Below are 24,516 nucleotides of genomic sequence, written 5' to 3' on the forward strand. Positions count from 1 at the left end.
TCCCTCGTCGCTCTGGTCGCAAGCTCCCGACGCTCCTCAGTCCAGCGCGCGGCGCGCGCCTTCGGCTCGCTCAAGGGCGCTCCCGTTCGTCGGAGATGATCGTGCTCAGTGCCGCCACCGCGTGGTCGCGGTGCTCGGCGAGCAGCGCGACCAGCCGGGCGGCGTCGCGTTCGCGCAGGGCGGCGACGATGGCCGCGTGCTCCCGTTCGACCGTCTCCCGGTGGGTGGGCGCATTGTAGTAAACCGATCGGTACGTATCGGTGGCGTCCCACAGCGAGCGGACCACCCGCAACAGACGCGGCAGCTGGGACGCGCCGAGGATCGCGAAGTGGAAGCGCCGGTTCGCCTCGGTCATCGCCGCGAGGTCGCCCGCCGCCGACGCCGCCGCCACGTCCCGCTGCGCGGCCACGACCCGCTCGATCTCGGCGTCGGTGATGTGGACGACGGCCGTCCGCGCCGCCTCCGACTCCAGCAGCGCGCGCATCAGGTACACCTCGCGCAGGTCCGCGAGCGACAGCTCGGCGACCGCGTAGCCGTGGTGCGGCCGGTGGACGACCTGCCCCTCGCCCTCCAGCACCTTCAGCGCCTCGCGGACCGGCACCCGGCTCACCCCGAGCGACGCGGCCAGGCTCTCCTGCCGGATCGGGCGGCCGGGCCGCAGCTCGCCCGCGACGATCGCCCGGCGCAGCTCGGCGAGCACGTAGTCCTGCACGGTCGGCGGCCGGGCCATGGGCCTCCCTGGACGAAATGTATATTGGATCCAACTTTACCCCGGAGAGGATGTCTCGCATGCGGCCTCTGGACGGCGTGCTCGTCGCCGACTTCAGCCGCGTCCTCGCGGGCCCGCTCGCGACGATGACGCTGGCCGACCTCGGCGCGACCGTCGTCAAGGTCGAGCGTCCCGGCACCGGCGACGACACCCGCCGCTGGGGACCGCCCTGGACCGACCGCTCCAGCACCTACTTCGCGGGCCTCAACCGGGGCAAGCACAGCGTCGCCCTCGACCTGGACGACCCCGCCGACCGGGCCGCCGCCGTCGAACTCGTCCGGCGGGCCGACGTGCTCGTGCAGAACTTCCGTCCGGGCGTCCTCGCCCGCTGCGGGCTCGACCCCGACGGCGCGCTGGAGCTGAACCCGCGGCTGGTCTACACGTCGGTCTCGGGGTTCGGCGCCCGCGCCGACCTGCCCGGCTACGACTTCGTGGTGCAGGCGGCGGGCGGGCTGATGAGCGTCACCGGCGCCGCCGACGGCGAGCCCACCAAGGCGGGGGTCGCGCTCGTGGACGTCCTGACCGGCAAGGACGCCCTCGTCGGCATCCTCGCGGCCCTGCGCCAGCGCGAACGCACCGGACACGGGCAGCACGTCGAGGTGAACCTGATGTCCAGCCTGCTGGCCGGGCTCGTCAACCAGGTCTCCGGCTACCTCGCGACCGGCGAGGCCCCCGCCCGGATGGGCAACCGGCACCCCAGCATCGCCCCCTACGAGACGCTGCGCTGCGCGGACGGGCTGCTCGCCGTCGCCGTCGGCAACGACGCCCAGTTCCGCCGGTTCACCGCCGCGCTGGACCGTCCCGCGCTCGCCGACGACCCCCGGTTCGCCGCCAACGCCGACCGCGTCGCGCACCGGGACGCCCTCGTCGCGCTGCTGGAGGACGCGCTGTCAGCCCGCCGCGCGGACGCGTGGGAGCCCGTCCTGCACGCCGCCGGGATCGCGTGCGCCCGCGTCAACGACGTCGGCGCGGCCGTCCGGTACGCCGAGTCGCTCGGCCTGGACCCGGTGCTCGACCTCGGCCCGGACCACCCCGGCCAGATCCGGCCGCCGGTGACGTTCTCCGCCGCCCCCGCCGGGACGGCGCTGCCGCCGCCCGGCCTCGACGAGCACGGCGACCGCGTCCGCGCGTGGCTGCGCGGCCCGGCCGTCCCGTTCCCCGAAGGAGAAGCATGAGCGTCCCGTTCGACCCGCGCGACCCGCTCGCCGTCGATTCCCTGCTGTCGGCCGAGGAGATCGACATCCGTGACACCGTGCGGGGCTTCTGCGCGGAGAACATCACGCCGCACGTCGGGGAGTGGTTCGAGCGCGGCGAGCTGCCCGGCGTCCGCGACCTGGCCCGGGAGATGGGCAAGCTGGGCCTGCTCGGGATGCATCTGCACGGTTACGGCTGCGCCGGGACGAGCGCCGTCGCCTACGGGCTGGCCTGCCTGGAGCTGGAGGCGTGCGACTCCGGCATCCGCTCGCTCGTGTCCGTCCAGGGCTCGCTGGCCATGTACGCGATCTGGCGGTGGGGGTCGGAGGAGCAGAAACGCGCGTGGCTTCCGCGCATGGCCGCCGGGGAGGCGATCGGCTGCTTCGGTCTCACCGAGCCCGACCACGGCTCCGACCCGGGCTCGATGCGCACGTCCGCGCGCCGCGACGGCACCGACTGGGTGCTGAACGGCCGCAAGATGTGGATCACCAACGGGTCCGTCGCGGACGTCGCCGTCGTGTGGGCGCGCGCCGAGGACGGCATCCGGGGCTTCGTCGTCCCCACGTCCGCGCCTGGGTTCTCGGCGCCGCTGATGCACCGCAAGATGTCGCTGCGCGCGTCGGTGACCAGCGAACTCGTCCTGGACGACGTCCGGCTGCCCGCCGACGCCGCGCTGCCGGAGGGCGTCGGGCTCAAGGCGCCGCTGAGCTGCCTCAACGAGGCCCGCTACGGCATCGTGTGGGGCGCGGTCGGCGCGGGCCGCTCCGCGCTGGAGGCCGCGCTCGACTACGCCGGGACGCGCGTGCAGTTCGGCCGTCCCATCGCCGGGTTCCAGCTCACCCAGGCCAAGCTCGCCGACATGGCGCTGGAGATCCACAAGGCGCTGCTGCTCGCGCTGCACCTCGGCCGGCTCAAGGACGACGGCCGGCTGCGTCCCGAACAGGTCAGTTTCGGCAAGCTCAACAACGTCCGCGAGGCGCTGGACGTGTGCCGGACGGCCCGGACGATCCTCGGCGCCAACGGCATCTCGCTCGAATACCCGGTGATCCGGCACATGAACAACCTGGAGTCCGTCCTCACCTACGAGGGCACCGCCGAGATGCACGCGCTGGTGATCGGGCAGGCGCTCACCGGGATCCCCGCGTTCCGCTGAGCGCGCCGTGCGCAACTGTCACCGGGAGCGGTCACAATTGTGCGCATGGCACGACGCGGATCCCAGGCCCCTCCCCCGCCGGACTTCGACGAGAACATCGTCGACATCGACGTCTCCGAGGAGATGCGCGGCAGCTACCTCGAGTACGCCTACTCGGTCATCTACCAGCGGGCGCTGCCCGACGCACGGGACGGGCTGAAGCCCGTCCAGCGCCGGATCCTGTACTCGATGAGCGAGATGGGCCTGCGGCCCGACCGGGGGCACGTCAAGTGCGCCCGCGTCGTGGGCGAGGTGATGGGCAAGCTGCACCCGCACGGCGACAGCCCCATCTACGACGCGATGGTCCGCATGGCCCAGCCGTGGGCGATGCGGATGCCGCTGGTGGACGGGCACGGCAACTTCGGGTCGCTCGGCGGCGACGACATGCCCGCCGCGATGCGGTACACCGAGGCGCGGCTGTCCCGCGAGGCGATGCTGATGGTCGCCTCGATCGACGAGGAGACCGTCGACTTCCGGCCCAACTACGACGGGCAGGAGCAGGAGCCGGAGATCCTTCCGGCGGCGTTCCCGAACCTGCTCGTCAACGGGACGTCCGGCATCGCGGTCGGCATGGCCACCAACATGGCCCCGCACAACCTCGGCGAGGTCATCGCGGCGGCGCGGCACCTCATCGACCACCCCGACGCCACGCTGGACGACCTCATGCGGTTCGTCCCCGGCCCCGACCTGCCGACGGGCGGGCGGATCGTCGGGCTGGACGGCGTCCGCGACGCCTACGCCACCGGGCGCGGCACGTTCCGCACCCGCGCGACCGTCCGGATCGAGAACGTGACGCCGCGCCGCAAGGGCATCGTCGTCACCGAACTGCCGTACGCGGTCGGTCCCGAGCGCGTCAAGGCCAAGATCAAGGAACTGGTCAACGCCAAGAAGCTCAACGGCATCGCCGACCTGAAGGACCTCACCGACCGGACGGTCGGGCTCCAGCTCGTCATCGAGATCAAGAACGGCTTCCACCCGGAGGCGGTGCTGGCGGAGCTGTACCGCCTCACGCCGATGGAGGAGACGTTCGGGATCAACAACGTCGCGCTGGTGGACGGCCAGCCCCGCACGCTCGGCCTGCGCGACCTGCTCGGCGTGTACGTCAACCACCGCATCGACGTCGTGCGGCGCCGCTCGGAGTTCCGCCGCCGCAAGCGCGCCGACCGCCTGCACCTGGTCGACGGGCTGCTCGTCGCGCTGCTCAACATCGACGAGGTCATCCAGGTCATCCGGCAGAGCGACGACGCCGGGCAGGCCCGCCAGCGGCTCATGCAGATCTTCGAGCTGTCGGAGATCCAGGCGCAGTACATCCTGGACACGCCGCTGCGCCGCCTCACCCGCTTCGACCGGCTGGAGCTGGAGAAGGAGAAGGAGCAGCTCGCCAAGGAGATCGCCGAGCTGACCGCGATCCTGGAGTCGGAGACCAAGCTGCGCAAGGTCGTGTCGCGCGAGCTGGCCGACGTCGCCAAGGAGTTCGCGACCCCGCGCCGGACCGTGCTGCTGGAGGCGTCCGGCGAGGCCCGCACCGCGGACGTGCCGCTGGAGGTCGCCGACGACCCGGTGCTCGTCCTGCTGTCGGCGACGGGCCAGCTCGCCCGGACGCAGGGCGCCGCACCCCTGCCCGCGGACGGCGGACGCTCCGCGCACGACGTGCTGCTGTCGGTCGTCCCGGCGACGGCGCGCGGCGAGTTCGGCGCGGTGACCTCGGCGGGCCGGATGATCCGCGTGGCCGTCCTGGACCTGCCCGCCCTGCCGCCCTCAGCGTCGCCGCCGTCGCTGGCGGGCGGCGCGCCCGTCACCGAGTACGTCGACCTCGAACCGGACGAAACGGTCGTCGGCCTGGGCTCCCTCACCGGCGCCGGAGGCGGTCTGGCGCTCGGCACGGCACAGGGCGTCGTCAAGCGGGTCGTCCCGGACTTCCCGGCCAACCGCGACGAGTTCGAGGTCATCACCCTGAAGGACGGCGACCGCGTGGTCGGCGCCGCCCAACTCCTCTCCGAGGACCACGACCTGGTCTTCATCACCACCGACGCGCAACTCCTGCGCTACAAGGCGTCGATCGTCCGGCCGCAGGGCCGCACCGCGGGCGGCGTGGCGGGCATCAAGCTGGGCCCGGACGCGCGCGTGCTCTGGTTCGGCGCGGTCGACCCGTCCCGCCCGTCCCGCGTCCTCACGGTCGCAGGCTCGTCAGCGGCACTCCCCGGCACCCAGACGGGCGCGGTGAAGCTAGCGGACTACGCCGACTTCCCGCCGAAGGGCCGCGCGACCGGCGGCGTCCGCTCCCACCGCTTCCTCAAGGGCGAGGACGCCCTGATCCTCGCCTGGGCCGGCCCCACCCCGCTCCGCGCCGCCACCCCGGACGGCAAACCGGTCTCCCTGGACATCGAACTGGGCCGCCGCGACGGCTCCGGCGAACGCCTCCCCACCGCCCTCGGCATGATCGGCGGCCCCATCGGCCCACCCGCCCCGGAAACCCCCGAGGAATAACCCGAACGCCCGGCCACGCGGCCGAAAGCATGACGCGCGGTCCGCCCGCGCCCGCCGTGAGACGGCGGGCGCGGGCGGACCGCGCGTGGGGGCCGCCTCGCGGCGGGCGGGTGGAGGGGCCTGGGGGCGACGGATGCGTTGATCTTTGTGGGGTGGGCGGGCGGACGAGGGGTCGGGACGCGTTCCCGGGGCGTCGGGGGCCGGTCGTGATCGTTCCAGTTCCGCCGATCTGAGGGCGGTGGGCGGGCGGCTGGCCGGGCGTCGGTCACAATGGCCGCATGGCGATCAACTCGTTCATGGTTCCGCTGGGCACGCCCGCTCCCGACTTCACGCTGCCCGCCGCCGACGGCGGCAAGCCGTTCTCGCTCGCCGACACCGGGGACGCGGCGGCCGTGCTGGTGGTGTTCCTGTCCAACCACTGCCCGTACGTCCGGCGCATCGAGACGGCGCTCGGCGCGGTGACGGCCGAGTACGCGGCGCGGGGCGTCGCCACGGTCGGCATCGGCAGCAACGACATCGACCGCTACCCCGACGACGACGCCGAGCACCTCGTCGAGCAGGCCGGGCGCGCGGGCTTCACGTTCCCCTACCTGGTGGACGAGACGCAGGAGGTCGCGCTCGCCTACCGCGCCGCCTGCACCCCCGACTTCTTCCTCTACGACGCGGCGCGGCGGCTGGCCTACCGGGGCGAGTTCGACGGCGCGCGGCCCCGCAACGACGTCCCGTCCAACGGGGCGACACTGCGCGCCGCGCTCGACCTCGTCCTCGCGGGCGAGCCGGTGCCCGAGCCGCACACGCCGTCGCTCGGCTGCGGCGTCAAGTGGCGGCCCGGCAACGAGCCCGGCTGAGCGGACGCCGTCAGTCCGCCATCCCGTTCCGGTACGCGTAGGTGACGGCCTGGGCGCGGTCGCGCAGCCCCGCCTTGGCGAACAGGTTGTTGATGTGGGACTTCACCGTCGCCTCGGAGATGAACAGGTCCCGGGCGATCTCGGCGTTGGACAGGCCCCGCGCGATGAGCCGCAGCACCTCGGCCTCGCGCGGGGTCAGCCCGTCGGGCAGCCCGTCCGGCGCCGCCGAAGGCCGCTCCCCCGACGCGACCGCCTCCACGAGCCGCCGCTGCACGGCCGGGTCGAGCTGGGCCGCGCCGCCGCGCACCGCCGCGACGGCGCGGGCGATCTCGTCGGCGCCGGCGTCCTTGGTGAGGTAGCCGCGGGCGCCCGCGCGCAGCGCCGCGAAGATCGACTCGTCGTCGGCGTAGGTGGTGAGGACGACGACCTCCACCTCGGGATGGTCGGCCTTGATCCGCCGGGTGGCCTCCGCGCCGTCCACGCGCGGCATCCGCAGGTCCATCAGGACGACCTCGGGCCGCAGCTCGGCGACCAGTTCCACGGCCCGCTCCCCGTCCCCCGCCGACCCGACGACCTCGATGTCGGGCAGCAGGTTCAGCAGGAGGATCAGGCCCTCCCGCACGACCGTCTGGTCGTCCACGACCAGGATCCTCGTCCGGTCCGTCATGCCGGCACCCGTAGCGACACTGTGAAGCCTTTCTCGTCCGGTCCGGTCTCCAGGGTCCCACCGATCAGCGCCGCGCGTTCGCGCATGCCGACCAGGCCGTAGCCGCCGCTCGCCAGGTCCAGCGGCGGCCCGGTCGCGCCGGTGTCGGCGACCTCCAGGACGATCTCCCGCTCGGTGTAGCGCAGCGCGATCCGCGCGTCGGCGCCGGGGGCGTGCTTGCGGGTGTTGGTCAGCGCCTCCTGCGCCGTCCGGACGACCGCGAGCGCGACCGGCGGCGGCACCTCCCGCGCCTCCCCGGTCACCTCGACGGAGCAGGCGCGGCCGGTGCCGCCCCGGAAGTCGGCGGCCAGGCTCTCCAGCGCCTCGTCCAGCGGGGGCGCGTCGCCGCGCAGCGCCGCGAGCGCCCGCCGGGTCTCCTCCAACCCGGACCGCGCGAGCCGCCCGGCCCGTTCGACCTGTTCAAGGGCCTGGCCGTCGCCGTCGCGCGCCAGCAGCAGCCGCGCCGCCTCCAGGTGGACGATCTGCGCCGACAGCGAGTGGGCGAGGATGTCGTGGATCTCCCGCGCCATCCGGGACCGCTCGGCCAGCGCGATCGTCTCGTTCTCGGCGCGGCGCGCGGCGGTCTCGGCGAGCCGCCGCTGCCGGGTGGCGATGGCGCCGACGAGCACGCCGAGCCCGGCGGCGAGCAGGCCGAGGTCGGGACCGTCCGGCCGGGTGGCCTCGCTGATCGCGGCGGTCGCCAGCAGCGTCGCGCCGCCCGCCGCCACCGCCCACGCCAGGCCGAGCCGCAGCACGAGGAACCACAGCGCGACCATCGCGAACGTGAACCCGCCGCCCGACCGGGACGCCACGCCGTACAGGACGAGCGCGAGCACGAGCGCCAGCCCCGTCACGGCGATCGCGGCGCGGGCCGCACGCGTCCCGGCGTCGCCGGCGCGGTTCGCCCGCCACGACAGCCGGAGCCCCGCCGCGAGCAGCGCGACGATCGCCGCGTTCAGCACGACGACGACGAGGCCCGCCCCGTGCAGGGCGGGCTTCGGCGAGGTGTGCCAGAACGAGCGGAGGTAGGAGTAGCCCGCCCAGCCGAGGCCGGCGGTCAGCAGCGCCCTGCGGAGCCACCGGTCCCCGGCCGGGCGTCGCGGCTGCATCAGACGGCCACGCCCTTGGCGGCGGGCGCCGGGACGGTCAGCGTCCGCGCCCGGTAGACGACCAGCGCGTTCTGCACGAGCAGCGTCAGCCCGAGGAACAGCAGCAGCCCGCTGCCCTCCGACGCCGCGCCGGTGAGGTGGCCGACGACGACGAGGCCCACGCGCAGCAGGACCGAACCGACCCAGGCGGCGAGCGTCCAGGGCGTCCCGCCGCGCCACAGGACGCCGTCCTGGTCACGCCAGACCCGGACGGTCAGCGCCCGCACGACGCCCGACCCGAGCGCGACGACGACGCCCGCAACGAGCAGGACCACGCTCACGGCGATGTGGTCGCGGTCGACCAGGCCGCCGCTGAACAGGCCGACGGCGGCGAGGATCAGCGGCACCCGGAAGGACGACTTCTCCTCCAGGGGGCGGGCGGTGAGCTGGCGGCTCAGGACGTAGCCGAGCGCGATGACGACGAGAACGATCTCTGCTGCGGTGCTCATGGGTTCCACGCTAGGCAGGACGGGCCCGGCGGGCATCGGAGCGGAGACGGGTCCCGCGCCTCCACCCGCGGGTGGAGCGGCCTCAGCAGGGCGCGACCATCCGCCTGGTCAGCACGTGGAGGTAGTTCCGGAACCGCTCGATCTCGTCGGCGTCGGGGTGGTGCCGGGACGGCAGGCCCTGCGTCGGCCGGCCGCCCGCGAGGAACCCGAAGACCGTCCAGATGACCGTCGCGACGAGGTAGTAGGCGTCGACGTCCGGCGGGACCAGCTCCCGCGTCCGCTCCATGACGTGCTGTGTCTGCGACAGCACGTACTCGGCCTCCAGCCGCTCGGTGTCGGCCGCGTCGGCCAGCCACCGGTGCATCCAGAGCGCGCGGAACTGCGGGTTCGCGGCGTAGAAGTCCAGCACCGCGTCCACCAGCGCGACGGCGCCCTCGACGGTCGGGGTGAACGCGTCCGTCGCGGCGACCAGCATCTCCTGCTCCGCCTCGTACGCCCGTCGCATGACCTCCAGATACAGCGCCTGCTTGCCGCCCACCAGCTCGGTGACCATGCCGGTGCCGGTCCCTGCGGTATCGGCGATCAGGTCCAGCGGGGTGGCGTCGTAGCCGAGCTCGGCGAACAGTCGCGTCGCGGCCCGCAGGATCCGCTCGCGGAGGTCGTCGTCCGGCGGAGCACCGGTTCCATCGCTCACCGTCACCACTCTAGACGGAAAGTGATCACCGCACGCGCACCCGGGTCAGGTGTCGATGCGGTCCATGTCCAGCTCGGACGCGCCCGCCGTGATGAACGCCCGGCGCGGCGCGACGTCGCTGCCCATGAGCAGGTCGAACGTCGCGGCGGCGCTCTCGGCGTCCGCCACCTTGATGCGGCGCAGCACGCGGTGGCGCGGGTCGAGCGTGGTCTCGGCGAGCTGGTCGGCGTCCATCTCGCCGAGGCCCTTGTACCGCTGGATCGGCTCCTTCCAGCGCTGCCCGCGCCGCTCCAGCTCCACCAGCCGCTGGCGCAGCTCGCCGTCGGAGTAGGTGTAGATGTACTTGTCCTGGCCCTTGCGCGGCTTGATCAGCTCGATCCGGTGCAGCGGCGGGACGGCGGAGAACACCCGTCCGGCCTCCAGCATCGGCCGCATGTACTTGTAGAACAGCGTGAGCAGCAGGCAGCGGATGTGCGCGCCGTCCACGTCGGCGTCGGCGAGCAGGCAGACCCGGCCGTACCGGGCGGCGTTCAGGTCGAACGTGCGGCCCGAGCCCGCGCCGAGCACCTGGATGATCGACGCGCACTCGGCGTTCTTCAGCATGTCCGCCACGGACGCCTTGTGGACGTTCAGGATCTTGCCCCGGATCGGCAGCAGCGCCTGGAACTCGGAGTTGCGGGCCAGCTTGGCGGTGCCGAGCGCCGAGTCGCCCTCGACGATGAACAGCTCGCTGCGGTCGTCGGCGGACCGGCAGTCGACCAGCTTGGCGGGCAGCGCCGAGTTCTCCAGCGCGTTCTTGCGGCGCTGGTTGTCGCGCTGGGTGCGGGCCGCGATGCGGGTCTTGGCCGCGCCGACGACCTTCTCCAGGACGGTCCTGAGCTGCTGCTTCTGGCCGCGCCCCGGGTTGTCGAAGACGGCCTTCAGCTCGCGCGTCACGACCTGCGCCACGATGCGGGTCGCGGCGGACGTCCCGAGGATCTCCTTGGTCTGGCCCTCGAACTGCGGCTCGGGCAGCCGGACCGTCACGACGGCCGTCAGGCCCTCCAGGCAGTCCTCCTTGAGGACGTCCTCGTCGTTGTTCTTCAGCAGCTTGGTGGCGCGCAGCTGCTCGTTCAGCACGCGCACCAGCGCCCGCTCGAACCCGCGCACGTGCGTCCCGCCCTTGGGCGTGGCGATCACGTTGACGAACGACCGGGTGACCGTGTCGTAGCCGGTGCCCCAGCGCAGCGCGACGTCGACCTCCAGCTCCCGCTCGACGTCGGTGGGCGTCAGGTGGCCCTGGTCGTCCAGGACGGGGACGGTCTCGGTGAACCCGCCCTTGCCCTCCAGCCGCAGGACCTCCACGATCGCGGGGTCCTTGGCGAGGTAGGTGCAGAACTCGCCGATGCCGCCGTCGAAGCGGAACGTCTCGTCGACCGGCTCGTCGCCGCGCTCGTCGCGGACGTCGATGGTCAGGCCCGGGATGAGGAACGCGGTCTGGCGCATCCGGTCCATGACGAGGGCGCCGTCGACCGTGGCGTCCTTGAGGAAGATCTGCAGGTCCGGCCAGAAGCGGGTGCGGGTGCCGGTGACGTTCTTGCCGACCCGCGCGATCTCGTGGACGCCCGAGCGCTTCTTGAACCGGGCGTTCGGCCGTCCGGCGTCGGCGAACTCGCCGGGCAGGCCGCGCTTGAAGCTCATCGCCCAGGTGCGGCCGTCGCGGTCGATCTCGACGTCCAGCCGGGCCGACAGCGCGTTGACGACCGACGCGCCGACGCCGTGCAGGCCGCCGGACGCGGTGTAGGACACGCCGCCGAACTTGCCGCCCGCGTGCAGGCGCGTCATCACCAGCTCGACGCCGGGCAGCCCGGTGCGGGGCTCGACGTCCACCGGGATGCCGCGCCCGTCGTCGGCGACCTCGAACGAGCCGTCGGCGTGCAGGGTCACCTGGATGTGCGAGCAGTGGCCCGCCAGCGCCTCGTCGACGGAGTTGTCGACGATCTCCCAGAGGCAGTGGGCCAGGCCCCGGCTGTCGGTGGACCCGATGTACATGCCGGGGCGCTTGCGCACGGCCTCCAGCCCCTCCAGCACCGAGAGGTGCCGGGCGGAGTAGCCCTGCGGGTCGTCGGTCGTGGGTTCGGCGGTCGCGGCGGTCAACGTGCGTGCGCTCCTCGGGGGCGAGCCGGGTCAGGCGGGCGATCTCCGTCCGCCGGGGACGAGAGTACCCCCGGGATCCGACATTCCTCCGCCAGGCTCGCCGCCGTCCGCCTCCGGCCGCGCGACCGGGGGTGGAGACGCCGGATCCACCTCCGGGCGGGTGCTCCCGGGGCCGTCTCGGCCCTAAGGTCCCGATCATGGCACACACGATCAACGCGGACGGGCTCCGCAAGCGGTACGGCGACGTCCGTGCCGTGGACGGGGTCTCGTTCGCCGTCGAGGAGGGCGAGTTCTTCGGCATCCTCGGCCCGAACGGCGCGGGCAAGACCACGGCACTGGAGATCATCGAGGGTCTCCGGGAGGCGGACGAGGGGACGGTCACCGTCCTCGGCCTGCCGCCGTGGCCGCGCAACCCCAAGCTCCTGCCCCGCATCGGCGTCCAGTTGCAGGCGTCGGCGTTCTTCGAGCGGCTGACGGCGCGCGAGCAGTTGCAGACGTTCGCGTCCCTGTACGGCGTGCCGGCGCGCAAGGCCGACGCGATGCTGGAGGCCGTCGGGCTCACCGGCAAGGCGGGCGAGCGGGTGGAGAAGCTGTCGGGCGGGCAGGCGCAGCGGCTGTCGATCGCGTGCGCGCTCGTCCACGACCCCGAACTGGTCTTCCTGGACGAGCCCACCGCCGCCCTGGACCCGCAGGCGCGCCGCAACCTGTGGGACGTCCTGCGCCAGATCAACACGGCGGGCCGCACGATCGTGCTGACCACGCACTACATGGACGAGGCCGAATCCCTCTGCGACCGCGTCGCCATCATGGACGGCGGCAAGATCCTGCGGATGGGGCCGCCCGCGACGCTGGTGCGGGGCCTGGACGCGCCCGCGCGGATCAGCGTGGCCAGCGGCGTCCTGCCGCTGGACGACGCCCGCGCGCTGCCCGGCGCCGACGAGGCCGCCGACGACGGCGTGTCGCTGACCGTCGAGACCCGCGACCCGTCGGCCGTCGTGGCGGCCCTGGCGGCGCGGGACGCGCTGACGGGCGTCCAGATCCGCGGCGCGACGCTGGAGGACGTGTTCCTCGACCTGACCGGACGGGAGTACCGCGCGTGAGCACCTGGCAGAGTTTCCGGAGCCTGGCGCGCGCGATGTTCCTCGGCTTCCGCCGGGACCGGGGCGCGCTGTTCTTCACCGTCCTGTTCCCGCTGATGTTCCTCGTGGTGTTCGGCGGCGTGTTCGGACACCAGACGTCGTCCAAGGTCGACATCGTCGAGATCGGCGCGGCCCCCCTGATCGACGGGGCGCTCGCGCACGACGCGGACCTGCGCAAGACGATGAAGGTCACCCGGTACGCCACGTCGGCGGCGGCGCTGCGCAAGGTCGAGAAGGGCGACGCCTCGGCGGCCGTGGAGCAGCGGGACGGGACGCTCGTCGTCCACTACTCGGCGGCCGACCAGGTCAAGGCCGGGACGGTGCGGGGCCTGCTCGGCGCGGTCGTCCAGGCGGCGAACCAGGAGGCGTCCGGCAAGCCGCCCACGTACCGCATGTCGGACGTCCAGGTGGAGGACGACTCCCTCAAGGCGATCCAGTTCTTCACGCCGAGCCTGCTCGGCTGGGCGCTGGCGTCGGCGGGCGTGTTCGGGGCCTCGCAGACGCTCGTGACCTGGCGGACCAAGGGGATGCTGCGGCGGCTGCGGCTGTCGCCCGCGCCGATCGCGACCGTGTTCGGCGCGCGGGTGGCCGTCAGCCTCGCCGTCGCGATGGTGCAGCTCGGGTTGTTCCTCGCGGTGGCCCAGCTCCCGGTCTTCGGCCTGAAGCTGGTGGGCGCGTGGTGGATGGCCATCCCCACGGTCGTGGCGGGCGTGCTGGCGTTCCTCGGGATCGGGATGCTGATCGGGGCGTGGGCCAAGACCCAGGAGACCGCCCAGTCGGTGACCCAGCTCGTCGTGCTGCCGATGGCGTTCCTCGGCGGTTCGTTCTTCCCCCTGGACGATGCGCCGGTGTGGATGCGGACCCTGTCCTACGTTTTTCCGCTCCGTTACCTGAACGAGGCGATGCTCAACGTGATGGGCCGCGGGCTCGGCCCCGGATCGGCGTTGCCGCAGATCGGAGTGCTCCTCGGGGTGGCCGTGGTGACCGCGTTCATCGCCTCCCGGCTGTTCCGCTGGGACGCTTCGTGACGCAGCGTGACCGATCCAATGTGACCTCGGTCACTAAGGCCGCCATTCTGCTCTCGGCGTACCTGGAAACCGGTTGGGAACGTTCACGTCGGGTTAGATGTTGTCTTAAGTACCGACCCCGAGCATGAGGAAGGTGCCGTGACTGGAGCCCTTGCCCCGACCAAGCCGTTGACCGTCGCCGACCGGTGCGACCGCTGCGGCGCCCAGGCCTACGTCCGTGCGGTCCTTGTAGGCGGCGGCGACCTTCTCTTCTGCGCCCACCACGGGCGCAAGTACGCGGAGGCGCTCCGATCCAACGGGGCCGACATTCAGGACGAGTCCGCCCGACTCACCGAAACGCCCGCCACCGCCGTCGACGACGATCGGTAGGTCGGACCAGACCCGCATGCGGCGGCCACCGAGCCACGGGGGCCGCCGTTTCCGGTGCCCGCGACCGGTCCGGCGCGCGGGCCGCGCCGTTCCGGGGGGAACGTGTTCATCCTGCTGCCGCCGTCGGAGAAGAAGGCCGCCGGCGGGGACGGCCCGCCGCTCGACCTCGCCGCGCTGGCGTTCCCCGGGCTGACCCCGGTCCGCAAGCGCCTGCTGACGGCCCTGCGCCGCGTCTCGGCCCGGCCGTCGGGCGCGGACGTCCTCGGGCTGCCCGCCGGGCAGGCGGCGGACGCGCTCGCCCGCAACCGCGCCCTGGCCGACGCGCCCACGTTGCCCGTCGCACGGCTCTACACCGGCGTCCTGTACGACCATCTCGCCCTCGACACGCTCGATCCCGTGCGCGCCGCGGAGCGGATCGTGGTGTTCTCGGGGCTGTGGGGCGCCCTGCGGCTCACCGACCGCGTGCCACCGTACCGGCTGTCGATGAACGTCACCCTGCCGCGACTCGGCCGACCGGCGACGCTCTGGCGGCCCGCGCTGGCCCGCGCACTGGACGGCCCGCTCGGCGCCGGCGGACGGCTCGTCGTCGATCTGCGCTCCGGCCCGTACGCCGCCGCATGGCGCGCGCCCGGCCCGGCCGTCGCCGTCCGGGTGTTCCGGGAGCGGGTCGTCGACGGCGCGGTGCGGCGCACGGTCGTCAGCCACATGGCCAAGGCGACGCGCGGCCTGATCGCCCGCGACCTGCTCGCGTCCGGCACGGATCCGCGCACGCCGGACGAACTCCTGAAGATCGTCACCGGCCTCGGCCACACGGCCGAGCTGACCGGCACACCCCAGGGCACGGCCCTGGACGTCGTCCTTCCCGACTGACCCGCGTCGCCGCTCAGCATGGGCGGCCCGGCGACGCGCGTGGCACGCTCGCCGCGCATGGTCCGCTCGGCGCGCGTGGTCCGCTCGACGCGGGCGGCACCGCGCGGCGCGGCGGCATGAGCGCGGCGCGGAGGGCGCGAGAACACTCGCGCGGTCCGTGCGATGCGCTCGCTTGGAACGTGCCTAAAACAGGCCGGGCGGCGCGTCCCGGCCGGTGAACCGGTTCAGTCCGTGACGACGTTGAGGTGCTTGCACGCTTTCAGGTACTGGTGCGTGCCGTCGCTGCCGAGGTACGTCCACGGCAGTCCGCTCGGGCGCCCGAACGTCCGCAGCAGGTGCTGGCGGGCGGGACGGCGCGCGTCGGCCAGATGGAAGGCGGCTCCGAACATGTTGTGCGCCTCGATCGTCCGCGGATGCGGACGGGCGCCCTCGAACCAGCCCCGCGCCGCCATCGCCACGTCCCGGTTCTCCTCCGGTGTGAACCACGACGACGACCCGCGGATGATCCCCGAGCGCGACTGGACGAAGTACTCGAAATAGGCCAGCGGAACGAGCGCGGCCCGCGGGTCCTCACGGCCCGCCGTGCCCATCGCCACCCGCGCGAAGTCGAACATCTCCTCCGGCACACCACCCCACTGCGGCGACAACGTCACCACCCGCGCGACGTGCGCGCCGTACAGCGTCGGGCAGCGCCGGCTGACCTGCTCCCAGAGCGCGTCCTTCTCCTCGCGGTCCAGATCCAGCCCGAGCGCGAGCCACAGCATCGACTCCCACGGGACGGGATCGTCCGGCAACATCTCCGCCGCCTTGCGCAACGGCTCGCGCGCCCCGCGCATCAACTTGGCGTAGGTGGTGAAGCGCGCGGCCTGGACCGCGCGCGCACGGCCGTCCGGCCGGATCGACCACGCCTCCTCCACCCGGGTGCGGCCCAGCCACAGCCACAGGTCGGGGTTGCGGGCGTCCTCGGCCAGCAGCGCCTCGATGCCGCCGCTCCAACCGACCGCCGCCTTCGCCAGCGCCTCGACGCGCAGCGACCGCAACTCCGGATCATCGCGCGACTCGGCCAGAACGTGCGCGCCAAAGCGGAAATAGCGGTCGCGGACGGCCGTGACCGCCTGGTCGAGCGCGGGATCCATCCACGGCCGCCCGGTGATCACCTGCGCGGTGCGGGGACGGACCACCGTTGCCCCGCTGCTCGTCGGGTTCCGGTCCACCGGTCCTCCCGGTGCCCGGTCAAGCTCCATGAGTCCCATAGCGCGGAAGCGTAGGAAGGAGCGAGGCGGTGGAAGCTACTTGGCGGTAAACACTGTGTTACATACCCAGGAGTAAATTGACCTGGCCGTTTTCCTTAAGTGAGCCTTGTCCGGACTCATGTCGCCGGAGTGCGGACACATGCACGAAACGTGTCCGGCCCCCGGCCATAGAGCGGACGGGGGCCGGGACCGGCGAACGATACGTCAGTCCAGGTAGTCGCGCAGAACCTGGGACCGCGACGGGTGGCGCAGCTTCGACATCGTCTTGGACTCGATCTGCCGGATGCGCTCCCGGGTCACCCCGTACACCTTGCCGATCTCGTCCAGCGTCTTCGGCTGGCCGTCGGTCAGGCCGAACCGCATCGACACCACGCCCGCCTCGCGCTCGCTCAGCGTGTCGAGCACCGAGTGGAGCTGCTCCTGCAGCAGCGTGAAGCTGACCGCGTCGGCCGGGACGATCGCCTCGGAGTCCTCGATGAGGTCGCCGAACTCGCTGTCGCCGTCCTCACCGAGCGGCGTGTGCAGCGAGATCGGCTCGCGGCCGTACTTCTGGACCTCGACGACCTTCTCCGGCGTCATGTCCAGTTCCTTGGCCAGCTCCTCCGGGGTGGGCTCGCGGCCCAGGTCCTGGAGCATCTGCCGCTGCACGCGCGCCAGCTTGTTGATCACCTCGACCATGTGGACCGGGATGCGGATCGTCCGCGCCTGGTCGGCCATCGCGCGGGTGATCGCCTGCCGGATCCACCACGTGGCGTACGTGGAGAACTTGTAGCCCTTGGTGTAGTCGAACTTCTCGACCGCGCGGATCAGACCGAGGTTGCCCTCCTGGATCAGGTCCAGGAACAGCATGCCGCGGCCGGTGTAGCGCTTGGCCAGCGACACCACGAGGCGGAGGTTGGCCTCCAGCAGGTGGTTCTTGGCGCGGCGGCCGTCCTCGGCGATCCACTCGAAGTCCTCAAGGTCCTCGTCGGACATCGCCGGGCCGTCGGCGGCCAGCCGCTCCTCGGCGAACAGGCCCGCCTCGATGCGCTTGGCGAGTTCGACCTCCTGCTCGGCGTTGAGCAGCGGGACCTTGCCGATCTGCTTGAGGTAGTCCTTGACCGGGTCGGCGGTGGCGCCCGCGGCGGCGATCTGCTGCGCGGGGGCGTCCTCGTCGTCGTCGCCGAGGACGAACGCCTCCTCCTCCGACACCGGCGCGCCGTCGGCGGGCTTGCCCTTGGCGGCGGGCGCGGCGGCGGGCTCCTCGGGCTCCGCCTCCTCCGTCTCCTCGGTCTCCAGCTCGATCGCGTCGTCGGCGAGGTCGACTTCGGTGTTGTTGAGATCCTCGAGGTCGGTGATGTCGACCTCGTCGTCCAGCTCGGGGTCCTCGCCGCCCTCGGCCGCGACGACCTTGGCCGGGGCCTTGGCGGGCGCGGCGGCGACGGTCTTGGCGGCGGCCTTCTTCGGCTTGGCCGGGGCCTTGCGGGCAGCCGGCTTCACCGGCTTGGGCTTGGCGGCCGGCTCGTCGTCATCGCTGACGACGGCGGTCACCGTCTCGGGCTGCTGCTCCTTGGCGGCAGCGGCGGTCTTCGGCCGGCGCGCCGGAGGCGTCGTCGCGCGCTTGCGCGGACGCTTCGGCGCTGCGGAATCGGCGGCGCTCACCACGACCGTCACACCCTCCTTGCTGAGGCTCCGCAAGATGCTGGAGGCCTTCGACACGGGGATGTCGGCCTCCTCGAACGTACGGCGTACGTCGTCGGCTTCGAGGTAACCCTGGGACCGTCCACGCTCGATCAGTTGCGCGATGACGTGCTCGTGCAGATCTGACGCTTTCGAGGTCGAGCTAGCAGGCGACACAAATACCTCTCGAACGAACGTGTGGCTTGGTTGACCCAAGTGCCCTGACGGGCCAGGACCGGCCTCACACGGGGTGGGACCACACACCGAGCTGGGCCACATGTGCGGGAACGCAGCGTACCCGCTCTTGAGTGGGTCAAGCATTCTGGCACGGCTGCGCATTCCGCCTCGGTGTCCTACTCGGTAGCTCCCCACCTTAGAGGGCGCGGAGCGGTCCTTCGTACGTACGGGACCGCATTCCGCACCACCGGCGGGCGGCCTTCTTACGCGGGCGCGGGCGGGACGTGCAGGGCGAGTACGGTCACATCGTCCACTTGCTCGTATCCGGCAAGCATCCGATCGACCAGGAAGTCGACGAGTCTCTCGGGATCTCCTACCACTTCAGGTGGGGCGTCCGCCGCGACGGCGGCCAGTTCCTCCAGGCCGGCGTCCACCCCACGCCTACGGTTCTCCACCAGTCCATCGGAGTAGAAGACCACAGTGTTGCCGGTCTCCACGGAAAAACTTGTCTGCCGCCGCTCACTCGGCCAGCCGAGGGGTGTCCCCGGCTCGACGTCGTCCACGCGCGCGGGCGCGTGCGGCGAGACGACCAGCGGCGGCGGATGGCCCGCGTTGCTGAACGCCCCCTGACCGGTCTCGGGGTCGATGACCACGTACGCGACCGTCGTGAACTGTTCCTCGGACTCGGTCGCGCTGAACAGCCGGTCCAGGCCCGACAGCACGGCGGCCGGACGCGGGTCGTTCAGCGCCAGGGCGCGCAGGGCGTTGCGGACGCGTCCCATGACGGCCGCCGCCAGCACGCCCTTGCCCATGACGTCCCCGACGGCGATGGCGAGCCGGTCGTCGGGCAGCTTGAAGACGTCGTACCAGTCGCCGCCGACCTGCACGTGCCGCGTCGCCGGGCTGTACCGGGCGGCGAGCACCATGCCGGGCAGCTGCGGCAGGTCGCTCGGCAGCAGGCTGCGCTGGAGCTGTTCGGCGGTGCGGTGCTCGCGCTCGAACAGCATCGCGCGTTCCAGCGCGAACGCGCACTGGCCCGCCAGCGCCTCCAGGAACACGCGCTCCTCGTCGGTGATCTCGCGCGGCCGGGTGAAGGAGAACCGCAGCGCGCCGATCGCCGCGCCCGCCGCCAGCAGCGGCAGGCCGACCCAGGCGCGCTCCTCGGCGTGCCGGGCGAACAGGCCCGACTCGTCGCGGCCGAGCTGGAGCCGCAGCGCGTTCGGATGCTCGGCGAGGAACGGGCGGCTCTCCCGGACGGCCACCGACATCACCGTCTCGTCGGCGACGCGGAACACCTCGCGCAGCACCGTGCTCTCGCCGGTGTCGTCGCCGGGCGTGGACGACTCCACGATCGACAGGTTGGCCTTGGCGTCGTCCAGCAGCGCGACGGCGGAGTAGTCGGCGCCGATCGCCGACCGTCCGACCTCGGTGATGACCTGCACCACCTGCGCGACCGTCAGCGCCTCGGCGAGCATGGACGTGGCCTGCTGGAGGCGGGCGGTGCGCAGCGCGGCGGCCGAAAGCTGCTCGGTGAGGCGTCCGCGCATCTCCTCGGCCTCGCGCTGGCCGGTGACGTCGAGGTTCGCGCCGACCCACTCCACGACCGTCCCGCCGCGCCAGATCGGGACGGCCCGCACGTCGAAGTGCCGGTACGCGCCCGTCCGCGTCTTGACTCGGTAGGAGCCCTCGAAGACGCGGTTCTCCCCCACGCACTCGCGCCACAGCGCCTCGACGCGCGGCCGGTCCTCGGGGTGGACGACGGCGAGCCAGCCGCCCTCGGCGTAGTCGGCCTGGGTCTGTCCGGTGACGGCGCGCCACTCCGGCGCGTCGTCCAGGACCGTGCCGTCGGGGGCGGCGACCCACACGATCTGCGAGCTGGCCTCGACCAGCGACCGGTACCGCTCCTCCTTGCGCCGGATGACGTCCTCGGAGCGGCGGCGGTCGGTGATGTCGTACGCGGTCAGCACCGCGCCGATCGGGGCGCCGTCGGCGTCGCGGGCGGGCAGCCAGGTGCAGGCGAGGATCCGCTCGGCCGGCGGCGCGACGGGCGGCGCGGGCGGCGGGACGTCCGGCACCGGACGGCGCGGCTCGGGGACGGGCAGGACGAGTTCGGTCTCGGTGATCGCGGGCGCCCCGCCGAGGACGGCGCCGAGCGCGGTCTCGGCCGCGGCGGCGGCCTCGGCCGGGAACATTTCGGCGAGCCGTCGCTCGGCGAGGTCGCGGGCGGCGACGCCGAGCAGGCGGCCGAGCGCGTCGTTGGCGCGGCGGCAGCGGCGGGCCGCGTCGAAGAAGGCGATCCCGGCGGGGGCCTCGTTCATCAAGGCGGTGTAGAGCGCGGCGTCGGACGCGTTCATCTGCTGGCCCTCCACCCCGGAGACGCGGGGATGCGGAACGGGCGTCCCCGTGCTCATCAGCGACACCTCCGGCCCTCGGGCTTCCGCACCGCGCGGCGAGTTCTCATCACTATGGGCGAATGGGAGCACGGTAGCGCTCCCGCCTCCCTCACAACACCGGTCGAAGTCAGGTTCTCATCATCCCGAGGGTTCGGCGCGGGCGGAAGGTCCGGGACGCCGTCGTCCCGCGCCCCTCGTCCGGCGGCGGTGGTTTCGGACGTCGCCTCCGCGCGCGGTGTCCGGGGTCCGGGCGCGCGAGGGCGGCAAGTACGAGATGGTACGACGCCACGCCACGAATCGGGGTCCGGCTCGCCGGGTTCCCTCCGGTCCGGATAGGGGCATCCCACCGCGAAACCACCCGGAACTTGCGGCAAAAACCTGGTAAAGCGACACCCTACTCTTTACCGGCTCCCGCGCCCGCGCAGGTCAGCGGGCGGCCTTCCGCGCCTGTTTCTGGGCCTGCTTGAACGCGCGGACCTCGGCCAGCGACGCGGGCCCGGTGATGTCGGCGACCGAGCGGCGCGACCCGTCCTCGCCGTACGCCCCCGCCGCCTCCCGCCACCCCGCGGGCCGCACGCCGTACTGCTTGCCGAGCAGCGCCAGGAAGATCCGCGCCTTCTGGTCCCCGAACCCCGGCAGCGCCTTCAGCCGCTTCAACAGCTCCGCGCCGTCTGCGACGTCACGCCACACCGCCTCGGCGTCCCCGTCGTAGTGCTCCACGAGGTACTGACAGAGCTGCTGCACCCGCTTGGCCATCGACCCCGGATACCGGTGCACCGCCGGCTTCTCCGACAACAGCGCCGCGAACGCCTCCGGATCCCGCCCGGCGATCTCGTGCGCGTCCAGATCGTCCGCACCCATCCGCCGCGCGATCGTGTACGGCCCCGTGAACGCCCACTCCATCGGAATCTGCTGGTCTAGGAGCATGCCCGTGAGGGCGGCGAGGGGGCTGCGGGACAGGAGAGCGTCGGCCTCGGGGGACTGCGCGAGATGGACCGTCGTGGGCATGTGCCCAGCTTAGGGGGCGGGCGGCGGGGACGGGCGCGGGCGCGGGGTGACGCGGCGCGCGGCGGATCTGCGAAGCTAGAGGCGTGAGTCCCCGCAGCAGCCGCCGTTCCGCCGGGGAGCCCGATCGTCCGCCGCCCCCCGACGAGATGACGCTGGTCTACGAGGGGATGCTTCAGCACGCGCGGGAACTGCTCGCGGTGCGCGGGCCGCTGGACGCCGAGCTGATCGTCAGCCGGATCCTCGGGGCGTGGTGGGGGCGGCGCGTCGTCGAGGGGGACGTGGAGGAGGTCGTCGGGGACGGGCTCGTCCGGTACGCGGCGGGCGCCGGCACCCCGGCCGCGCTGGCGCTGCTCACCGGCATCGGGTACCTCGGGACGCCGCGGCAGGCCGCCGAGGCCGAGCGGGCCGCGCTGGACCTCATGGCGCGCGGCGTCGCGCGTCCGGCGTGGGCGGACCGGCTCGGGACGGTCATGCCCGAGGAGTGCTTCGTGTCCGGCGACGTCTACGGCGACCACGAGTCGATCGTGTGCACGTTCTCCTATGGCGGCCCGCGGCGGCACGCGCTCGTCGTCCTGGTGGACCGGACGAAGGCCGAGCCGGTCGGCGCGGGCGGGCGGACGCCGCGCGGGACGGTCCCCGCGTACGGGATGGTCCGGGACGCGTGGGTGTCCTCGCGGGTGGAGCGGCTGCTGGCGCAGTGCCGCGCGGAGAGCCGGGACCGTCCGCTCATGCGGTTCGAGCCGCTGGACCCCGCCGACACGCGGGCGATGCTGCACCGGGCGCTGGAGCACACGAACGCGACCGTGAACCCGCCGGTCGGGGAGAACTTCGCGTCGTACCACGCGTTCCTGCGGGCGCGGGTGCGGGCGCTGCCGCCGGGCGGGCGCGCGCCGCAGCCCGTCCCGCACGGCGGGGACCGGCGGGCCACGCTCGCGGCGCGGTTCCTGGCGTCGGACGAGGCGGAGGGCCTGTCGGACCTGTCGGCGGCGGGACGCTGCGTGGACCGGATCATCGACTACGGCTGCGCGCAGGACTTCGGCCGTCCGCTGCGCGTCAGCCCGCTCAAGGCCGAGATGTTCCTGCTGGACTGGCTGCCGCGCAAGGTTCTCCTCTCCCCGGCGGAACAAGAGGCTGTCCCGCACGTTCTGGCGTCGTGGGTGCGGTGGGCGGCGCGGCAGACGGGGCTGCCGGACGAGGGCGTCCGCGCGACCCTGGACGCCGTCTGGGACGCCACCGCCCGGTTCGCCGCCGCCTACCGCGACCCGGCCGCCGCCGGGCTGGACCGCGCGCTGGTCGACCGGCTGCTGCCCGACGGCGACCTGGAGGCGCTGCCCCGGCGGGCGTTCGCGCTGCCGTTCCTGTCCGGGCGGCACCGGCTGTCGGGACGGCACGGCGTCGTCGATCTCGGCGCGCTGGACCCGTCCGCGCCCGCCGACCGCCGTATCCTGCTGGAATTCGAGCACCCCGGGGCCGACCAGGAACATCTCGACGCGCACGAACGTCTCGCCGCCCGGCTCTGGGACGGCGATCCGCCCGAGTTGTGGGAGACGGCGCAGGCGCTGCTGGACGTCGGTTTCGAGCGTCACGACGTCCTGCACCGGCTCATCGGGGCGTTCGAGCGGGCCGGCGACGATCCGGACGCACTTCGGGACGCTCTCGGCGTCCTGCGGCACGAGCCGCCGCCGGGCTGAACGCCGGTTTGCCAGAAGGAGTCCGGGGCGACAATCATCAATACTCCGGGACCCCGGTTCCCGCGCGGCTCAGGGGGGCCGATCGCGGGCATAAGGAGTGATCTTGTTGGAGTGGTCCGAGTTCACCCGGCGGCTGGGGCGCGAGCTGGCGGGTCTCGACCGGGACACCATCCTCATCGTGCGCGAGCGCGAGGAGAGCCGCCACTACGTCCAGGCGATGCGCGAGCCGGACCGGCTCTATGCCGAGGCGGTGAGCAACAACTTCCTCGAAGGACCGCTGCTGCTGACCCTCGCGGACGAAGAGGTCATGAGCGAGGCGGGCTGGCGTCCGCCCGCCGATCCCGCCCCGCGCAACTGGTGGACCGAACTGCCCGCGTACGCCTCGCCCGCCGACCACGCGCGGCTCGCCGAGGTGATGGTGACGGCGCTGCGGGACGTGCAGGGCGTGCGGCGGCCGTCCGACCTCGTCTACGAGTCCTTCCACCGGCACGGCACCGGGCTGATCGAGCTGCTGGACTTCGGCATCGAGACCGCCGACCCGGCGCGGATCGCCGAGCGGCGCTCGACCGTGTCCGTCCTCGCCGAGGCCCTGGTGCGGGACGAACCGCACTTCGTCCACGACGACGGGCACTTCGGGGTGAACGGGTCCGCGGTGAACGGGTCGGCGGAGGCGTTCGCCGGGGCCGGGCTGCTCGGCGCGCCCGTGCCCGATCCGGCGCCCGCCGCCGCGCCCGTCCCGCCGCCGTCCGATCTGGAGGGGTTCCTCGCCGACGCGCGGCGGCGCGGCGACCACGCGGCCTACTTCGACCTGCTGCGCGGCGCGGACCTCGTCCTGCCCGGCGCGGGCGGGCCCGACGAGCCGCACGGGCTGCCGCTGATCTCCATCGGCGGCGGCACGTTCGTCGCGGTGTTCACGTCCCCGGCCGCGATGAGCCGCGACGGCGGGCCGCCCGGACCGTACCGGCGGACGTCGTTCGCCGAACTCGGCGCGGCCTGGGCCGACCCGACGTGGCAGCTCGCGGTGAACCCGGGGCTGCCGAGCGAGGTGCTGCTGGACGCCGCCGCCGTCGCGCGGCTCGGCGCCGACCGGCTCGCCGAGGCGCCCCCGGCCGCGTCGCCGCCGTCGCCGCCGCCGGTGCAGGACGTCCCGGTGCTGCGTCCGCCGCACGGCACGCGGCTGTGGCGGGTGGACGTCGAGGAGGGCCGCGAGACCACGGCCGTCCCCGTCGCGGTGTACGACGCGATCGGCGGCGTGTGGGCGCCCGTCCGCGCGGACGTGCTACCGGGCCATCCTCCCGAATGACGC

20 protein-coding genes are annotated in these 24,516 nt (G+C 73.2%); 10 read left to right on the plus strand and 10 right to left on the minus strand.

Annotation, left to right across the window (positions count from 1 at the left end; genetic code table 11):
• Nucleotides 1–70: 70 nt before the first annotated feature.
• Entirely contained in the window at nt 71–730 is a 660-nt protein-coding gene (locus GQ466_RS21260; RefSeq protein ID WP_161104742.1) for a GntR family transcriptional regulator, read from the minus strand.
• A 59-nt stretch (nt 731–789) separates the two neighbouring features.
• On the opposite strand from GQ466_RS21260, the gene GQ466_RS21265 reads away from it, so the two are divergent.
• From GQ466_RS21265 to GQ466_RS21280, 4 genes are all read left to right on the plus strand, one after another.
• Nucleotides 790–1,944 carry a CaiB/BaiF CoA transferase family protein gene (locus tag GQ466_RS21265; protein WP_202420825.1) on the plus strand — a complete coding sequence of 385 codons (1,155 nt, stop codon included), beginning with the start codon at nt 790–792 and terminating at the stop codon, nt 1,942–1,944.
• The gene (locus GQ466_RS21270; protein WP_161104744.1) at nt 1,941–3,116 is read left to right on the plus strand and encodes an acyl-CoA dehydrogenase family protein; all 1,176 of its coding nucleotides are present in this window, start codon (nt 1,941–1,943) and stop codon (nt 3,114–3,116) included. Before GQ466_RS21265 ends, GQ466_RS21270 begins: the two co-directional genes overlap by 4 nt.
• Nucleotides 3,117–3,161: 45 nt before the next feature.
• A complete protein-coding gene (locus tag GQ466_RS21275) occupies nt 3,162–5,642 on the plus strand; it encodes a DNA gyrase/topoisomerase IV subunit A (protein ID WP_161104745.1) in 2,481 nt (826 codons plus the stop codon).
• A 278-nt stretch (nt 5,643–5,920) separates the two neighbouring features.
• Complete coding sequence (locus GQ466_RS21280) at nt 5,921–6,490, plus strand: thioredoxin family protein (protein WP_161104746.1); 570 nt, start codon at nt 5,921–5,923, stop codon at nt 6,488–6,490.
• Between the two features lie 10 nt (nt 6,491–6,500).
• Here GQ466_RS21280 and GQ466_RS21285 read toward each other — a convergent pair whose 3' ends face one another.
• The 5 genes from GQ466_RS21285 to GQ466_RS21305 all read right to left on the minus strand — a co-directional run bounded on the left by GQ466_RS21285 (nt 6,501) and on the right by GQ466_RS21305 (nt 11,623).
• Nucleotides 6,501–7,157 carry a response regulator gene (locus tag GQ466_RS21285; protein WP_161104747.1) on the minus strand — a complete coding sequence of 219 codons (657 nt, stop codon included), beginning with the start codon at nt 7,155–7,157 and terminating at the stop codon, nt 6,501–6,503.
• On the minus strand, nt 7,154–8,305 hold the full coding sequence (locus GQ466_RS21290; protein WP_202420826.1) for a sensor histidine kinase: 1,152 nt from the start codon (nt 8,303–8,305) through the stop codon (nt 7,154–7,156). Before GQ466_RS21290 ends, GQ466_RS21285 begins: the two co-directional genes overlap by 4 nt.
• On the minus strand, nt 8,305–8,793 hold the full coding sequence (locus GQ466_RS21295; protein WP_161104748.1) for a DUF1453 domain-containing protein: 489 nt from the start codon (nt 8,791–8,793) through the stop codon (nt 8,305–8,307). The genes GQ466_RS21290 and GQ466_RS21295 overlap by 1 nt, the downstream gene beginning before the upstream one ends.
• Before the next feature lie 82 nt (nt 8,794–8,875).
• Complete coding sequence (locus GQ466_RS21300; RefSeq protein ID WP_161104749.1) at nt 8,876–9,487, minus strand: TetR family transcriptional regulator; 612 nt, start codon at nt 9,485–9,487, stop codon at nt 8,876–8,878.
• A 45-nt stretch (nt 9,488–9,532) separates the two neighbouring features.
• Nucleotides 9,533–11,623, minus strand: a complete 2,091-nt coding sequence (locus GQ466_RS21305; RefSeq protein ID WP_161104750.1) for a DNA gyrase/topoisomerase IV subunit B — start codon at nt 11,621–11,623, stop codon at nt 9,533–9,535.
• Nucleotides 11,624–11,820: 197 nt separating this feature from the next.
• Here GQ466_RS21305 and GQ466_RS21310 point away from each other — a divergent pair, with 197 nt between their 5' ends.
• From GQ466_RS21310 to GQ466_RS21325, 4 genes are all read left to right on the plus strand, one after another.
• Nucleotides 11,821–12,723 (plus strand): ABC transporter ATP-binding protein, encoded by a 903-nt coding sequence (locus GQ466_RS21310; protein WP_161104751.1) that lies wholly within the window; start codon nt 11,821–11,823, stop codon nt 12,721–12,723.
• Entirely contained in the window at nt 12,720–13,790 is a 1,071-nt protein-coding gene (locus GQ466_RS21315) for an ABC transporter permease (protein WP_161104752.1), read from the plus strand. Before GQ466_RS21310 ends, GQ466_RS21315 begins: the two co-directional genes overlap by 4 nt.
• A 138-nt stretch (nt 13,791–13,928) precedes the next feature.
• Nucleotides 13,929–14,159 (plus strand): DUF7455 domain-containing protein, encoded by a 231-nt coding sequence (locus GQ466_RS21320; protein WP_161104753.1) that lies wholly within the window; start codon nt 13,929–13,931, stop codon nt 14,157–14,159.
• A 102-nt stretch (nt 14,160–14,261) separates the two neighbouring features.
• Nucleotides 14,262–15,029 carry a peroxide stress protein YaaA gene (locus tag GQ466_RS21325; RefSeq protein WP_161104754.1) on the plus strand — a complete coding sequence of 256 codons (768 nt, stop codon included), beginning with the start codon at nt 14,262–14,264 and terminating at the stop codon, nt 15,027–15,029.
• A 224-nt stretch (nt 15,030–15,253) separates the two neighbouring features.
• On the opposite strand, the gene GQ466_RS21330 is transcribed toward GQ466_RS21325, so the two are convergent.
• The 4 genes from GQ466_RS21330 to GQ466_RS21345 form a co-directional block, all read right to left on the minus strand.
• On the minus strand, nt 15,254–16,243 hold the full coding sequence (locus tag GQ466_RS21330; protein WP_337193567.1) for a hypothetical protein: 990 nt from the start codon (nt 16,241–16,243) through the stop codon (nt 15,254–15,256).
• A 243-nt stretch (nt 16,244–16,486) separates the two neighbouring features.
• On the minus strand, nt 16,487–18,118 hold the full coding sequence (locus GQ466_RS21335; RefSeq protein ID WP_337193568.1) for an RNA polymerase sigma factor: 1,632 nt from the start codon (nt 18,116–18,118) through the stop codon (nt 16,487–16,489).
• 263 nt (nt 18,119–18,381) lie between these two features.
• Nucleotides 18,382–20,529 (minus strand): SpoIIE family protein phosphatase, encoded by a 2,148-nt coding sequence (locus GQ466_RS21340; protein ID WP_161104756.1) that lies wholly within the window; start codon nt 20,527–20,529, stop codon nt 18,382–18,384.
• 408 nt (nt 20,530–20,937) lie between these two features.
• A complete protein-coding gene (locus GQ466_RS21345) occupies nt 20,938–21,519 on the minus strand; it encodes an HhH-GPD-type base excision DNA repair protein (RefSeq protein WP_161104757.1) in 582 nt (193 codons plus the stop codon).
• 146 nt (nt 21,520–21,665) lie between these two features.
• Between GQ466_RS21345 and GQ466_RS21350 the strand changes: the two genes are divergently transcribed.
• Together GQ466_RS21350 and GQ466_RS21355 are read left to right on the plus strand one after the other, a co-directional pair.
• Nucleotides 21,666–23,210, plus strand: coding sequence for a hypothetical protein (locus tag GQ466_RS21350; protein WP_161104824.1), 1,545 nt, complete (start codon nt 21,666–21,668; stop codon nt 23,208–23,210).
• 103 nt (nt 23,211–23,313) lie between these two features.
• The gene (locus GQ466_RS21355; RefSeq protein ID WP_237418190.1) at nt 23,314–24,513 is read left to right on the plus strand and encodes an SseB family protein; all 1,200 of its coding nucleotides are present in this window, start codon (nt 23,314–23,316) and stop codon (nt 24,511–24,513) included.
• Nucleotides 24,514–24,516 lie beyond the last annotated feature (3 nt).

The organism is Actinomadura rayongensis (genome assembly GCF_009831215.1).
GTDB classification, from domain to species: Bacteria; Actinomycetota; Actinomycetes; order Streptosporangiales; family Streptosporangiaceae; genus Spirillospora; species Spirillospora rayongensis.

Bases quoted from the DNA above. Each gene is read 5' to 3' on its own strand.
- GQ466_RS21285 (WP_161104747.1), bottom strand. From the start codon at position 7,157: ATGACGGACCGGACGAGGATCCTGGTCGTGGACGACCAGACGGTCGTG.
- GQ466_RS21310 (WP_161104751.1), top strand. From the start codon at position 11,821: ATGGCACACACGATCAACGCGGACGGGCTCCGCAAGCGGTACGGCGAC.
- GQ466_RS21345 (WP_161104757.1), bottom strand. From the start codon at position 21,519: ATGCCCACGACGGTCCATCTCGCGCAGTCCCCCGAGGCCGACGCTCTC.
- GQ466_RS21275 (WP_161104745.1), top strand. From the start codon at position 3,162: ATGGCACGACGCGGATCCCAGGCCCCTCCCCCGCCGGACTTCGACGAG.
- GQ466_RS21280 (WP_161104746.1), top strand. From the start codon at position 5,921: ATGGCGATCAACTCGTTCATGGTTCCGCTGGGCACGCCCGCTCCCGAC.
- GQ466_RS21265 (WP_202420825.1), top strand. From the start codon at position 790: ATGCGGCCTCTGGACGGCGTGCTCGTCGCCGACTTCAGCCGCGTCCTC.
- GQ466_RS21270 (WP_161104744.1), top strand. From the start codon at position 1,941: ATGAGCGTCCCGTTCGACCCGCGCGACCCGCTCGCCGTCGATTCCCTG.
- GQ466_RS21340 (WP_161104756.1), bottom strand. From the start codon at position 20,529: ATGAGCACGGGGACGCCCGTTCCGCATCCCCGCGTCTCCGGGGTGGAG.
- GQ466_RS21350 (WP_161104824.1), top strand. From the start codon at position 21,666: ATGACGCTGGTCTACGAGGGGATGCTTCAGCACGCGCGGGAACTGCTC.
- GQ466_RS21260 (WP_161104742.1), bottom strand. From the start codon at position 730: ATGGCCCGGCCGCCGACCGTGCAGGACTACGTGCTCGCCGAGCTGCGC.
- GQ466_RS21295 (WP_161104748.1), bottom strand. From the start codon at position 8,793: ATGAGCACCGCAGCAGAGATCGTTCTCGTCGTCATCGCGCTCGGCTAC.
- GQ466_RS21290 (WP_202420826.1), bottom strand. From the start codon at position 8,305: ATGCAGCCGCGACGCCCGGCCGGGGACCGGTGGCTCCGCAGGGCGCTG.